The organism is Dethiobacter alkaliphilus AHT 1, from assembly GCF_000174415.1.
Lineage (GTDB): Bacteria > Bacillota > Dethiobacteria > Dethiobacterales > Dethiobacteraceae > Dethiobacter > Dethiobacter alkaliphilus.
This window is the reverse complement of record NZ_ACJM01000001.1, coordinates 193,953-206,421: the sequence shown is the minus strand read 5'-3', so window position 1 is coordinate 206,421 and position 12,469 is coordinate 193,953. Positions and strand designations below refer to the sequence as shown.

The 12,469-nt window shown below is 44.9% G+C and carries 12 protein-coding genes; 5 read left to right on the top strand and 7 right to left on the bottom strand.

Annotated features, from left to right (window positions below):
• The first annotated feature begins 248 nt into the window (after positions 1-248).
• Genes DEALDRAFT_RS00990 through DEALDRAFT_RS00980 form a run of 3 tightly spaced genes read left to right on the top strand, consistent with a single transcriptional unit; the run spans position 249 to position 2,743 of the window.
• Positions 249-905 carry a cobalamin B12-binding domain-containing protein gene (locus DEALDRAFT_RS00990; protein ID WP_008513993.1) on the top strand — a complete coding sequence of 219 codons (657 nt, stop codon included), beginning with the start codon at positions 249-251 and terminating at the stop codon, positions 903-905.
• Positions 889-2,049, top strand: coding sequence for an ABC transporter permease (locus DEALDRAFT_RS00985; RefSeq protein ID WP_008513992.1), 1,161 nt, complete (start codon positions 889-891; stop codon positions 2,047-2,049). The genes DEALDRAFT_RS00990 and DEALDRAFT_RS00985 overlap by 17 nt, the downstream gene beginning before the upstream one ends.
• Positions 2,042-2,743: an ABC transporter ATP-binding protein gene (locus tag DEALDRAFT_RS00980; RefSeq protein ID WP_008513991.1), complete on the top strand. Its 702-nt coding sequence runs from the start codon at positions 2,042-2,044 to the stop codon at positions 2,741-2,743. Before DEALDRAFT_RS00985 ends, DEALDRAFT_RS00980 begins: the two co-directional genes overlap by 8 nt.
• 159 nt (positions 2,744-2,902) lie before the next feature.
• Here DEALDRAFT_RS00980 and DEALDRAFT_RS00975 read toward each other — a convergent pair whose 3' ends face one another.
• The 3 genes from DEALDRAFT_RS00975 to cooS form a co-directional block, all read right to left on the bottom strand.
• Positions 2,903-3,232 carry a type II toxin-antitoxin system RelE/ParE family toxin gene (locus tag DEALDRAFT_RS00975; RefSeq protein ID WP_243441119.1) on the bottom strand — a complete coding sequence of 110 codons (330 nt, stop codon included), beginning with the start codon at positions 3,230-3,232 and terminating at the stop codon, positions 2,903-2,905.
• Positions 3,222-3,503, bottom strand: a complete 282-nt coding sequence (locus tag DEALDRAFT_RS00970) for a type II toxin-antitoxin system Phd/YefM family antitoxin (protein WP_008513986.1) — start codon at positions 3,501-3,503, stop codon at positions 3,222-3,224. Before DEALDRAFT_RS00970 ends, DEALDRAFT_RS00975 begins: the two co-directional genes overlap by 11 nt.
• A gap of 151 nt (positions 3,504-3,654) precedes the next feature.
• Positions 3,655-5,775, bottom strand: coding sequence for an anaerobic carbon-monoxide dehydrogenase catalytic subunit (gene cooS, locus DEALDRAFT_RS00965; RefSeq protein ID WP_008513984.1), 2,121 nt, complete (start codon positions 5,773-5,775; stop codon positions 3,655-3,657).
• Positions 5,776-5,957: 182 nt separating this feature from the next.
• Between cooS and DEALDRAFT_RS00960 the strand changes: the two genes are divergently transcribed.
• On the top strand, positions 5,958-7,655 hold the full coding sequence (locus DEALDRAFT_RS00960) for a glutamine--tRNA ligase/YqeY domain fusion protein (RefSeq protein ID WP_008513982.1): 1,698 nt from the start codon (positions 5,958-5,960) through the stop codon (positions 7,653-7,655).
• Between the two features lie 40 nt (positions 7,656-7,695).
• Here DEALDRAFT_RS00960 and metA read toward each other — a convergent pair whose 3' ends face one another.
• On the bottom strand, positions 7,696-8,637 hold the full coding sequence (gene metA, locus DEALDRAFT_RS00955; RefSeq protein ID WP_008513980.1) for a homoserine O-acetyltransferase MetA: 942 nt from the start codon (positions 8,635-8,637) through the stop codon (positions 7,696-7,698).
• Positions 8,638-8,864: 227 nt separating this feature from the next.
• On the opposite strand from metA, the gene DEALDRAFT_RS00950 reads away from it, so the two are divergent.
• Positions 8,865-9,467, top strand: coding sequence for a GNAT family N-acetyltransferase (locus DEALDRAFT_RS00950; RefSeq protein ID WP_008513978.1), 603 nt, complete (start codon positions 8,865-8,867; stop codon positions 9,465-9,467).
• 58 nt (positions 9,468-9,525) lie between these two features.
• Here DEALDRAFT_RS00950 and DEALDRAFT_RS00945 read toward each other — a convergent pair whose 3' ends face one another.
• The 3 genes from DEALDRAFT_RS00945 to DEALDRAFT_RS00935 all read right to left on the bottom strand — a co-directional run bounded on the left by DEALDRAFT_RS00945 (position 9,526) and on the right by DEALDRAFT_RS00935 (position 12,399).
• Positions 9,526-10,350: a 4Fe-4S double cluster binding domain-containing protein gene (locus tag DEALDRAFT_RS00945; RefSeq protein ID WP_008513975.1), complete on the bottom strand. Its 825-nt coding sequence runs from the start codon at positions 10,348-10,350 to the stop codon at positions 9,526-9,528.
• A 76-nt stretch (positions 10,351-10,426) separates the two neighbouring features.
• Complete coding sequence (locus tag DEALDRAFT_RS00940; protein WP_008513974.1) at positions 10,427-11,728, bottom strand: HAMP domain-containing sensor histidine kinase; 1,302 nt, start codon at positions 11,726-11,728, stop codon at positions 10,427-10,429.
• Positions 11,725-12,399, bottom strand: a complete 675-nt coding sequence (locus DEALDRAFT_RS00935; RefSeq protein ID WP_008513972.1) for a response regulator transcription factor — start codon at positions 12,397-12,399, stop codon at positions 11,725-11,727. The genes DEALDRAFT_RS00940 and DEALDRAFT_RS00935 overlap by 4 nt, the downstream gene beginning before the upstream one ends.
• Positions 12,400-12,469 lie beyond the last annotated feature (70 nt).

Genomic DNA, 12,469 nt, shown 5'->3' with positions numbered 1-12,469 from the left:
CGCCGGAGTTCTGCAAACCTACTCAGCAGCCTACTTCTCCATAATTTCCACAGCAGCTTTCACCGTTTTTTATTTTCAGCCAGTTGTTTTTCAGGACCATTCTTATTTTCGATATAAAAGGCTCCGGGCTTTCCTGCCAATTATTAAAAAAAGACTTTAAAGAAGGACGCTGTCTCTGACACATAATGACACCCCTGACTTTTTATTTTTCGCCGGTGACGTATCAATTTAACAAGGGAGGGTATGCAGTGAATTATTATGAACAGTTCATAAACTATTTTGAGCGGGAAGACAAAGAAAACTGTGTCCGCTATGCCTTAGGGTTGGTTGATGAAGGTAAAGTTGATGTTATTACTCTCTATAATAACATATTAAAACCTGCTTTGTACGAAATTGCGGGAAACAAGCGACCACAAAAGATCTCTGTCGCTCAGGAGCATCTGCGCACTGCCATTGTGCGCACCATCATCGAATGCTGCTATCCTTATGTTCTTCAGGCAAGAAAGAAAAATGGAGCAGGGGAAAGAGTAATGATACTCTGTCCGGTGGAAGAGTACCACGAAATCGGACCCCGAATGGTGGAAGATTTTTTTACCCTGGCCGGCTTTAATGCCTTATATTTGGGGGGAAACACGCCTCTGTTTGGCCTTGTAGAGATTTTAGAAAAAAACACCCCCGAATACATTGCCGTTAGCGTAACGAACTATTACAACATTTTTGCTGCCAAAAAACTAATCTCTGAAATTCGCAGCAAGTTATCCTACAAACCCAAAATTATCATTGGCGGCTACGCTTTTCAAGACCGGGACGATCCGACACAAGACCTGGGAGCTGATCTTTACCTCAACTCCTCTGAAGATATAGACCGGCTGGGAAGAGGTGAATTTCATGAAGTTCGCACTTAGTATAGCGTGGCGCTTTTTGATTTCGGGCAAAGGGCAGACACTGCTTATTCTGGCCGGAATTGCTATTGGCATTTCTGTGCAGTTGTTTATCGGGCTGCTGATTAACGGACTGCAAATTAGTCTTGTAGACTCAACCATAGGCAACGCTTCACAAATTACGGTGGAGGCAGAACAAAAAAATGAAGTATTCTCAGACTGGCAAGAAAAAGAAGAGCTTATATTAGAAAACATTGAGGGAATCAGGTACACGTCGCCTACTCTTACCTTACCGGCTTTTATCAGCTTTGATGACAATGCAGAAGCAGCAGTATTTAGAGGCTTTCTACTTGAACAGGCAGACAATATTTACGGTATTAGTTCCAAAATTGTGGCCGGAAATTTGCCAACATCAGACGGCGAAGTAGTGGTGGGAGAAAAACTGGGCGACGACCTAGACCTAAACGTTGGAGATGAATTAACCTTTTTTAATTTTGACGGGCAGCGTGGTGAGGTGATAATTAGCGGTTTTTTTGATCTGGGAGTTTCCAGCATTAATGAATCCTGGGTCATCAGCACATTAGAAACTGCTCAGGAAATTTTTGAGCGGCCTGACTCTGTTTCTGCCCTGGAGATTCAAATTGAAGATGTCTTTGAAGCCGATACACTGGCGGGTCAGATAGCAGAACTGCTTGCAGGAAACGAGCTGACCGTTTCTAACTGGAAGGAAGCCAATGAAGAACTGTTAAGCGGTTTGCAGGGACAGGATATTTCCAGTATTATGATACAGATTTTTGTTGTTGTGGCGGTGGTCTTGGGGATCGCCAGCGTTTTGGCAATCTCGGTTATTCAACGATCCAAACAGATCGGCATTCTAAAGGCCATGGGGGTAAACAATCAAGTATCAAGCCTGATCTTTTTATTTCAGGGCCTGATTCTTGGCATTGCCGGCGGAATTTTGGGAGTTATCATTGGCTTGTCATTATCGCTTGCCTTTATGCAGTTTGCAGTAAACCCCGATGGTTCTCCGGTGGTGGAGATATTTATTGATTATCGTTTTATTCTGTTCTCGTTTTTAATTGCGGTAGTAGCATCAGCCTTTGCTGCTCTGATTCCGGCAAGAAAATCATCCCGACTTGAACCGATTGAGGTGATAAGAAATGGATAAGATTCTCACTTTGCAAAATATAGATAAAGTCTATGGAACTAAAGTAAAAACCCAGGTTCTTTTTGATATTAACCTGAGCTTTGAACCAGGATCTTTCAACTCTATTATTGGCGAATCGGGCAGTGGCAAAAGCACCCTGCTAAATATTATCGGCACCTTAGACAAACCAACCAGCGGGAAAGTTCTCATTAACAATGTGGATACTGTAAGCCTGAACAACAAAGAACTGGCCAAACTAAGAAATGAGACGCTGGGCTTTGTTTTTCAGTTTCATTACCTACTGCCTGAGTTTACAACACTGGAAAATGTACTGATACCGTATCTGATAAAAAACAAAAAGCCTGACAAAGAGATTCTCCGCAGAGCGGAAGAGCTTATCGAAATTGTGGGCCTGGAAAAAGTGAAAAATAATTTATCCACCGATATGTCAGGGGGGCAGCAGCAAAGAGCCGCCATTGCCCGGGCCCTAATTAACAGACCTAAAGTAATTTTGGCCGATGAGCCCACCGGCAACCTGGATTCGGAAACCACTGATAAAATCTACAACCTGCTAAAGGAAATAAATCAGGAATTCCAGTCGACTTTTATTGTAATAACCCATGACAAAAAAGTAGCAGAAAGAACCGACAGAATAGTGGAATTAAAAGATGGCAGAGTTCACCTGGATCTCCTCAAAAACCAGAATAAAACCTGACGTTCTCATAAGAAAGGCACGCTTATTCAGCTCCCTCAACGCGTGCTTTTCAATACCGGTTACCTTAGCAGCTTCGCAAACTACGAAGCGTTATAATTTACTTCCGGTATAAACAAGGGGCTAATCTTGCGATTAGCCCCTTCTCTGCCACATCGCTTTCTATACTAACCTGTTAAACAATATATCTTCCACATTTCTTCTTCCATCGATTACTGCTAGTATCCAGACATTCTTACCTTCAAGCTTATAAATAATTCTCCAGGGCTTAACGATAAGCTCCCTGTAAATCAATACCCCAAAAAACTGCAGTTCAGGAACAACCCTTCCCCTGAAAGGTAATTGCCGCAAATCTTTAACGTGCTCTTTAATCTCCACATAGATATTCTTTGCCTGACGATTACTGTGGGAGGAAATATATCTAATTATACTTTGCAGATCTTGCAGAGCCGTTTTCGTCCAAACAACACTATAGAGTTCTTCACTCATCATCTATTCCCAACTCACGTTCCATGGTTGCAAAAACATCTTCCTGGGCTATAACATTTCCTTCAGCAATATTACGCTCGCCTTGGGCTAGCAACTTTAATAAGCCAAGCGCCTTCTTCATTTTCTCAAACGTTTCAGTGTCCACTAACACAGCTTTAGCCTCACCGTTTTGGGTTACATAGACCGGTCGATGAGTCTCATTTACCTGAGCAAGCACCTCAGCAGCATGCGCTTTAATATAAGAAATAGGCCTGATATCCTCTTTACTGTTCACAAATGCCACCTCCTGTACAAATATAGTACTAAATATGGTCCGAACAGTCAAGGTGCCTTTGGGGGTGCGGTAAAAAAAAGCACTCAGGGAACAATAGTTTTCCCTGAGTGCTTTGAGAAAGTGGGACAGTTGACCTGTCCCCTTGTCCCATTTAGATGCCTAATTCTTTGCGTTTTTGTTCGATGTGGTCGACGTAGATTTGGACTGTTTTTTCGGCGTCCATTTCTACTACTACTTTACCCAGGCCCAGGGTTTCTGTGGTTTCGGTGAGGGTTTTGACTACTACTTCGCTGCCGGTGATGGAGGGAACGGGGGCTACGTGGACGAGCCAGCCCAGAGCTACCGCTGTACAGGCGTCGGCCACAGCTTTTTGCTCCAGGTATTCCGGTGCGCCGATAACAAGAGGCAGCTTGTTGGTGTCCACATCCAAAGCATCGGCCAGTTCCATGGCGGTTTGCGTCATCTTGCCGATGTCCACACAGGCGCCGTAGGTCAACACGGGTGGAATGCCTAGCTGCTGGCAGACAGCTTTAAGGGTGTCGCCGCATTCTTCCGCCGCTTTGGGATCGGTAAGCCCGGTGTATTCCATAACCGAGGAAGTACAGCCGCCGGAGAGGACCAGAATATTGTTTTCTATTAAGCCTTTGGTAATCTTGAAAATGTTGCTGCCGCCCTGTCCGTAGCGGGCGGTGGTGCAGCCCACGATGGTGGCTACGCCACGGATGTTACCGTTGGCGATCTGGTCGATGAGGGGTTTAAAGCTGCCACCCAGAGCATTTTTGATGGATTCGGTACTAAAGCCCACCATGCAGTCGGATACGTGGGGCGGGATGTAGGTTTCACGGCCTTCGGCCTTACGGTTTTTAAATGATTCGATGGCCATATCCAGTGCTTTGGCCGCCTGTTCCTGCATTTTTTCCGGCACAAAGTCCAGGGTATCGGTGCCCTGCAGCTTAATGACGGGATGGGTACTGAGGAGTTTTGTGCCAAACTTCTTGGCAAAGAGCGGCATGGTGGGAACGGTACAGTTATAGTCAAACATGAAAAGGTCTACCACGCCGGTGGCCAACAGATACTCCTGGGAGAGCCATTCGCCTTCCTGCCCGGCGTAAGCGCTCTGGTTATGGGTTCCTTCATAGTTAATCAACTGCTGCCCTTCACAAACATGGCCCAAAATCTGAATTCCTTCGGCTCCCGCATCTTTGGCTTTCTGCTGCCATTCTTCGCTGGAAGCCAGATCAATGGCCACATGGGCCAACAGCGGCATATGGCCGTTGGTGATGACATTGACCTTGTTTTCTTTTAACAGTCCCATGTTTTGCTGCTTCTTGGTAATAGCCTGGGTTCCCATCAAAATTTCCTGGAGAATATTTAGCATAAACAGGCCCTGGTATTCGTTGGCAACGCCGAGGCGCACACCTCTGACCAAAAATTCCACCGGGTCGGAGGTGAAGTTGGTCATACACTGGGTTTGGGCGTAAGCTACTTCGCTGTAGCCGCCGCCGGGAAAGATGCCCAGTTTACGCCACAGTTCTTTTCTGCGGGCAGGAGCAAAAGCTTCCACTGTTTTTGATTCCACATGGAACGGGGCATGGATATCATTCATTACCCAGTCGGCAAAGTCCACCGCCAGCTTTTCAATGGGCTGGTTGGCATCAAGCCCTGCCATATCCGCATATTTCTTGAGTTTCTCCGCATCGCGGATTTTCAGGCCGCTTTGGGGATGCTCTCCGGCAGCCTTAAGCGTTCTGGCGGCCTGGTGGCAGTGAAAGATATTGGCGGCGGTACCGATGGTGACGTGGCGGTACATAAAGTTTCTGGCCACCATGGTGTGGGCGTCCACGCCGCAGGTGCCGCGGGGAGCTTTTTTGCTTATACGGCAGGGGCCATTGGCACAAAGCTGACAGGATAAGCCCTCAATGCAGAATTTACACTGGGTGGGCTGCTGCTGGGCAAAACGGTCAAAAACGTTGGTCATTTCCGCATTATGTACTACCTGATACATCTCCCGCATGGCGGGGTCGATAATAACGTTTAGGGGATAGCCCTCTTTGCTTTGATCGTCCTTTTTAATATGGTCGCGCTGCCACTGATGAACCTTTTCCATGTCCGGTGATTTTTCAATTTTTTGATAGTCCACCGGGCTGCCATGCTCATGCACGGCGGGGTCGTTAAAATCTTTATTGGTCAGGTCCGCGGCAAAGGTTTTGTCATCACCCCTCATTGTTTCCGCACTTTTGGTAAAGGAACTGAAGATGTCTTTAATTGACAATGGATAAACCTCCCTTAGGTTTTTATCATTTCTATTCTCCCTAATGGAAGGGATAAGTATGCTAAGGGATTTGTTTCCATTGGGGCTTGTCTGCTATAATAGGATAGAGTATAAAGAAAAGAGCAGCGTAAAAACTTTCTATGAACCCGTTTTGCGGGTTTGAGCATAAGGGGGAGTAACAGATGTCAAACGAAACTGAAGTTCAAACCAACTTTATCCATAACCTCATCAAAAAAGATGTGGAAGAGGGAAAAAACAACGGGTCGGTACATACCCGGTTTCCGCCGGAGCCAAACGGTTACCTGCATATTGGACATGCCAAGGCTGTTTTATTAAATTACAATCTGGCGAAAACTTTTAACGGCAAATTTAATGTACGCTTCGATGATACCAATCCCATCAAAGAAGAGCAGGAGTTTGTGGACTCCATTCTGGAAGACCTCCGCTGGCTGGGGGTGGATTGGGAAGACCGTCTGTTCTTTACCTCCGACTCCTTTGAAATCAAGTATGAGTTTGCGCAAAAACTAATTAAAGCGGGCCGGGCTTACGTCTGCGACTTGGACCCGGAACAAATCAGGGAATACAGAGGAACCCTGACAGAACCGGGCAAAAACAGTCCGTACCGTGACCGCTCCGCGGAGGAAAACCTGGATCTTTTTGAACGGATGCGCCAGGGTGAATTCCCCAACGGCTCCAAGGTACTGCGGGCCAAAATAGATATGTCTTCCGGCAATCTGAACATGCGGGATCCGGTAATTTACCGCATACTCCATGCCCATCACCACCGCACCGGAGATAAATGGTGTATCTACCCCATGTATGATTTTGACCATCCTTTTACCGATTCACTGGAGGGCATCACCCACTCCCTCTGCTCCATTGAGTACAGCGATCACCGGCCGCTCTATGACTGGATTGTGGACAACGCGCTGGAGCTGATGCCGGAAGTAATGAAGAGCCGCTCTCAGCAAACCGAGTTTGCCCGGCTGAATATGACCTACACCGTGATGAGTAAGCGAAAACTGCGTCGCTTGGTGGAAGAGAATCATGTGGAGGGCTGGGATGATCCCAGAATGCCCACCATTGCCGGTTTACGTAGGCGGGGCATTACACCTGCGGCCATTGCCGACTTTCAGGAACGGGTTGGCGTGGCCAGAGCTGACAGCACAGTGGATTTGGCTATGTTTGAGCACTGTATCAGGGAAGATTTGGGCGAAAAAGCCCATCGTATGATGGCGGTTTTAGACCCTCTAAAAGTGGTGATCACTAACTGGCCGGAGGATAAAGCGGAAATGCTGGAACTGGAAAATATGCCGGGCGACGAAAATGCCGGTACACGCCAGGTTCCCTTTGGCCGGGAAATCTATATTGAACAGGAAGACTTCATGGAAGAGCCGCCCAAGAAGTTTCACAGGTTGGCTCCCGGCAAAGAAGTACGCCTGAAAGGCGCGTACGTGATTCTCTGTGAAGAAGTAATAAAGGACGCCGACGGCAAGGTTGTTGAGCTGCGCTGTACTTATGACCCGCAGACCAAAAGCGGGCAGGACACCAGCGGTAAAAAAGTAAAGGGCGTTATCCATTGGGTGTCGGCAAAGCACGCCGAAAAAATTACTGTGCGTATGTACGATAATCTGTTTACCAAAGAGAATCCCGAGGATGAAGAAAACGGTGATTTCTTAAACAATATAAATCCCGATTCACTGATTACCCTCACCGATGTACCGGCAGAACCGGCCATTGCCGAAGCACCGGCGGGGAGCCGTTTTCAGTTTATGCGCAAAGGTTACTTCTACCTGGATCATGTGGATGCAGCCAAAGGTAACATCATTTACAACCGTATCGTAGGCCTAAGGGACACCTGGGCCAAGAAAAATAAATAAAGCAGGCCCCACGTTCAATGTGAACGTGGGGCCTTTATGGTTAGCTCTGCCTTTTTGCCTGGCTCTTTTTTAATTGGTTTAGGTCAAACGGTGTTTCCTGATAGACAAAATAATTTAGCCAGTTGGAATACAACAAATTGGCATGCCCGCGCCAGGTAACAATAGGGGGCTTGTCCGGATCATCATTGGGGAAATAGTTTTGGGGCACCTTGATATCCAGCCCTTTGGCAATGTCTCTGTCATACTCGGCCTTAAGGGTATGCGGATCATACTCGGAATGACCGGTGACAAAAATCTGCCTGCCCTGGTCTGTCTTCATCAAGTAAACTCCTGCCTCTTGTGATTCGGCCAGAATATCAATTTCGCTTACTTTTTCGATATCTTCCCGGTGCACTGTAGTGTAGCGGGAGTGGGGCACGTTGAAAACATCATCAAATCCCCTAAGCAGCATGGTGTTTGGTTTGGTTATAGTATGCGGAAAAACACCGAACATTTTTTCTTTTAAAGGGTGCTTCTTAATACCATAATGATAATATAATCCGGCCTGGGCGCCCCAACAAATATGGAATGTGGAAAATACATTATGCAGGCTCCACTCCATAATTTCTTTGAGCTCTTCCCAATAAGTAACCTCTTCAAACTCCATCTCCTCAATGGGAGCACCGGTAATTATCAACCCGTCAAACCTCTCGTGCTTAATTTCATCAAAGGTTTTATAAAAACTGGTCATATGCTCCTGCGGAGTATTTTTCGGACAATGGGTTTTGGGATGAACAAAATACGCTTCCACCTGCAAGGGCGTGTTCCCAATCAGGCGCAGCAGCTGTGTCTCCGTAGAAATCTTTGTGGGCATGAGGTTTAGAATGGCTATTCGTAACGGCCGGATATCCTGAGCAACCGCCCTGGTCTCAGACATGACAAAGATATTCTCACTGTTTAACGTCTCCGCCGCCGGCAAATCATTTGGAATTTTAATAGGCATCTGCACTCACCCCAACTTATTCTGCGATAGTTAATAAAAATATAGATTTTATTATAACACATAAACATAAAAACTCAACATCTTTAAATAACCAGACAAGGGACGGTTACTGTGTGGCCCGATAACAAATCAGCCTATTTATGTAGACCATAATCATCCTTTCGACTGTTTTACCCTCTTTGGCCTCTTGGTAGAATATAAGCAAAAGATGTCGGGAGGAAAAAACAATGAAAATCAGACTGGAAAAGTTTAATCCTGAAAAACATGATAAGCAGATGGTGGCTACTCTCATTTACGATGCTGATATCGAATTTAATACTCTGGTATACGGTAAAAGAGAAAAAGCAGTCCAATGCATTACCAGGCTGCTGAGCATGGAAAATAATTATTTTGCACATCCTTACGTAGAGTGCGTAATGGATGAAGAAGAAATTGCCGGAGTGGTTGTCAGCTTCCATGGCCAAGATAAAAAGGCTATTGACCAAGTTTCCGGAAAAGCTTTTTGTCAGGTATTCGGCCTTTGGTCATTTTTAAAAAAGATCCCCACCTTTATCAAAATGGGCAAAATTGTATCCAATAACATTGATGAAGACGGGTATTACATTCATAGCCTATGCGTCCGTGACTCATATCGCAGCCGGGGAATTGGTACCCAAATCATTAATGAGTTGGCAAAAAAACATACTAAACTCTATCTGGATGTTAACATCCATAATACTCAAGCAATTAAGTTCTATCAAAAAACAGGTTTTAACATCGAGTCGGAAAATATCATGCAGCACAAAAACAGAAAAATGGGTACTTTTCAAGTAAAAAAAGCTTTAGCATAACCTGCAGGAATACGCTAAGCATCACCCCTGAAAAAATGATTTCAGGGGTGATGCTTATCTATGGAATCTTTTGCTCACAGGGCACCTTTGTCTGGCATAAACCGCAGCCGGAGATTCCCACACCATATTCTTTGTTATAGACAGGGTAAACTTCATTTCGTGTGTAGTTAAAACACTTTTCTTTGTCGTGGCCCTTTTCTGTTATAGCACCGGCAGGGCAGCGTTTTATACAGGCTCCACACTTTTTTGAAGTACAGTACAGACAATATTCATAAGGACCCTGATATACCCTTGGGGTAGGTGCTAGCTTAGCCTCTACTATAATGCTGCCGCAGCGGTGGGCAATCCCCTTTTCTGTGATTAAAGCATCGTTTAAGCTAAATGTTCCCAAGCCACAGGCATAGGCTGCGTGGCGTTCCGACCAGGTAGAGGCAAGCCCTGTTCTTTCAGAGTGAACCCTACTCCACTCTTTACTAATGGACGGTGCCACGGCACGGAATCCTTTGCTGCTAAAAAACTTCTGTAGATGCTCCCGCAACTTATTATTAAACATTTCCCCGAAATAGCGGGTATGTGCCCACTCTCTGGAAGGATAACGAGAATGTAATCGATTACTCTCGATTATCTCTCTGTTGATAGGAAGTATCCAGCTGATTACTGTTCCTGCAGCAAAACTGCTCACACCAAACTCTGCAGCAAAAAACTCCGCAGGAGTTAAATGAAAGTCTCCTATTATCTCCTTATAGTCTGTAAACAATGGATCAAGGGCATCTGCATAACCTATCAAAGGCTCAATAAAATATGGCTTATCAGTGGCAGTCAGCCGATTATGCTCACTATTGTTTACAAAGCGTTTTATCTCCAGCTCGATAATATCCTTCATAAATTTACCTCATTTTAAGAATAGAATGTCGGGCCTTGGAATAGTCAAAGGTGTTAACGCAAAATGATTAAAAAGATTAAACCTGACCCCCGGAAGGGAGTTCTACGGTGAATGTGGACCCCTGCTGTGGCTTGCTTTCTACACGGATCTTGCCATCGAAGAGGTCGAGGATACGCTTTACCAAGGGTAGGCCTAATCCATTACCTTCGTTTAAATGAGTTTTGTCACCCTGATAAAACTTTTCAAAAATGCGACTTATTGCATCTTCACTGATACCGATGCCATAATCGGTGATTTGCACTTTTATTGAGGACGTATTCTGCTCCAGGCTAACAAAAATTTTACTATCATGATGAGAAAATTTAATGGCATTCCCCAAAAGATTCAGCCATACCTGCTCCAGCAGTTCTTCATCCCCATGATAAGTTACTTTTTCCAGTTCAATATCAAATTCAATATTTTTCTCGGTCCATAAATGCTCCAGCAGTAAGATACTTTTTCTGATTTGCTCATCCAGTGAAAAGGCTGTCTGCTTTTCTACAAATTCCTGGTTCTCCAGTTTGGAGAGCTTTAAGATGTTGGCGGAAAGGTTGGAGAGTCTTTTTGTTTCGTTAACAATAATATCGGTATATTCCTGCCTTTCCGTTTCAGACAGCATTCCTTGTTGTAGCAGTCTTGCAAATCCCTGAATTGAAGCAATGGGTGTTTTAAATTCATGGGAAACATTAGTAACAAAGTCTTTACGCAGGTATTCTATATTTTTCAGTTCTCTGGTCATGCGGTTGAAGTTTTCTGTAAGCTGACCAATTTCATCATCGCTTTTGTATTCAAGTTTTACATCAAAATTGCCTTTGGCCACTTCCTGTGTTGCTCCGCTTAGTTTTACTACGGGTCTGACTACTCTTTTTATCAGGAGGATAACAAGAAGGGCAGCAATTAAGACCGATGAAAGGAGCGTGAATGCCACACGGGAGCCGGCAATGCGAAAAACTGTGTTATGCGGTTGCAGCCTAATTTGCACAACCTCACCGTCTACCATGAAAATCGTGGCAGTGGCGTGAAATTTACCGCGGGACAAAAATACCATCTCATTATCTTGAACTCTTTCAATTTCCTCCGGGGTCATCTCCTGCGCTTCCATGTCTTCAAGGCGTCTAACTTCATACATGGGAGATGAAATAAAGCTCAATATTTCATCCATGCTTAACTCTGTCTTTTGCCGCAGTTCTAAGATGGATACGGCAATGGTTTCCTGGTCACGCCGGATTTCTGTACGGATGTCGTCTGTGAAAAAGATTGAAACGAGAAAAGATAAAATCGAAGAAAAAATAATCACAGCGATAAAAAACATGGCCAGTTTTACGCTGATTTTCTTCATATCTTTTTCTCCGCCTTATAGCCCAGTCCCCGAACCGTTACAATTTCAAATTCGGGAAAGTCGGCAAATTTCTCCCGCAGTCTTTTGATATGCACATCCACCGTCCGCTCATCCGCCTCTGCATCCATACCCCAAATTTCATCCATCAGCTGTTGTCTGGTAAAAATCTGCTTTGGGTAGCTCAAAAGCTTAAATAACAGGTAAAACTCCTTTTTCGGTAATATATAGGAGTTATTATTTCTATGCACTGTCAGCGTATCATAATTCAGTTCCACTTCTCCGATAGATAAACGCCGTTCATTAATAATACGGGAGCGTCTAAGCAGTGCGGCCACCCTTAAAACCATTTCATCCATGTCCACTGGCTTCACCATATAATCATCAGTTCCTACCAGGAACCCCTTTTTCTTATCATCAAAGGTTTCCCTGGCAGTTACCATTAAAACGGGCAGATTATTATTTGCTTTTCTCAGCGTGTCTGTCAGCGCGTATCCGTCCATATTTGGCATCATAATATCACAAATAATCAGATCCACATGAGCAGAGTCCAAAAGCTCCAAAGCCTGCACGCCGTCTTCGGCACATAAAACGTTATAGCCGTTTTGTCTTAGCACGGCCTTCATCAGTTTTTGCAGGTTCCTATCATCTTCAACCACCAGAATATTGAACATGCATTTCACCTCTGCCCCATATTATATCAAAATTGTAGTACCGACTCATGGTATCCTGTAGCTATCAACT

Coding starts and splice junctions, on each gene's coding strand:
- DEALDRAFT_RS00985 (WP_008513992.1), top strand. CDS start 889: ATGAAGTTCGCACTTAGTATAGCGTGGCGCTTTTTGATTTCGGGCAAA.
- DEALDRAFT_RS00980 (WP_008513991.1), top strand. CDS start 2,042: ATGGATAAGATTCTCACTTTGCAAAATATAGATAAAGTCTATGGAACT.
- DEALDRAFT_RS00975 (WP_243441119.1), bottom strand. CDS start 3,232: ATGATGAGTGAAGAACTCTATAGTGTTGTTTGGACGAAAACGGCTCTG.
- DEALDRAFT_RS00960 (WP_008513982.1), top strand. CDS start 5,958: ATGTCAAACGAAACTGAAGTTCAAACCAACTTTATCCATAACCTCATC.
- metA (WP_008513980.1), bottom strand. CDS start 8,637: ATGCCTATTAAAATTCCAAATGATTTGCCGGCGGCGGAGACGTTAAAC.
- DEALDRAFT_RS00950 (WP_008513978.1), top strand. CDS start 8,865: ATGAAAATCAGACTGGAAAAGTTTAATCCTGAAAAACATGATAAGCAG.
- DEALDRAFT_RS00945 (WP_008513975.1), bottom strand. CDS start 10,350: ATGAAGGATATTATCGAGCTGGAGATAAAACGCTTTGTAAACAATAGT.
- DEALDRAFT_RS00940 (WP_008513974.1), bottom strand. CDS start 11,728: ATGAAGAAAATCAGCGTAAAACTGGCCATGTTTTTTATCGCTGTGATT.
- DEALDRAFT_RS00935 (WP_008513972.1), bottom strand. CDS start 12,399: ATGTTCAATATTCTGGTGGTTGAAGATGATAGGAACCTGCAAAAACTG.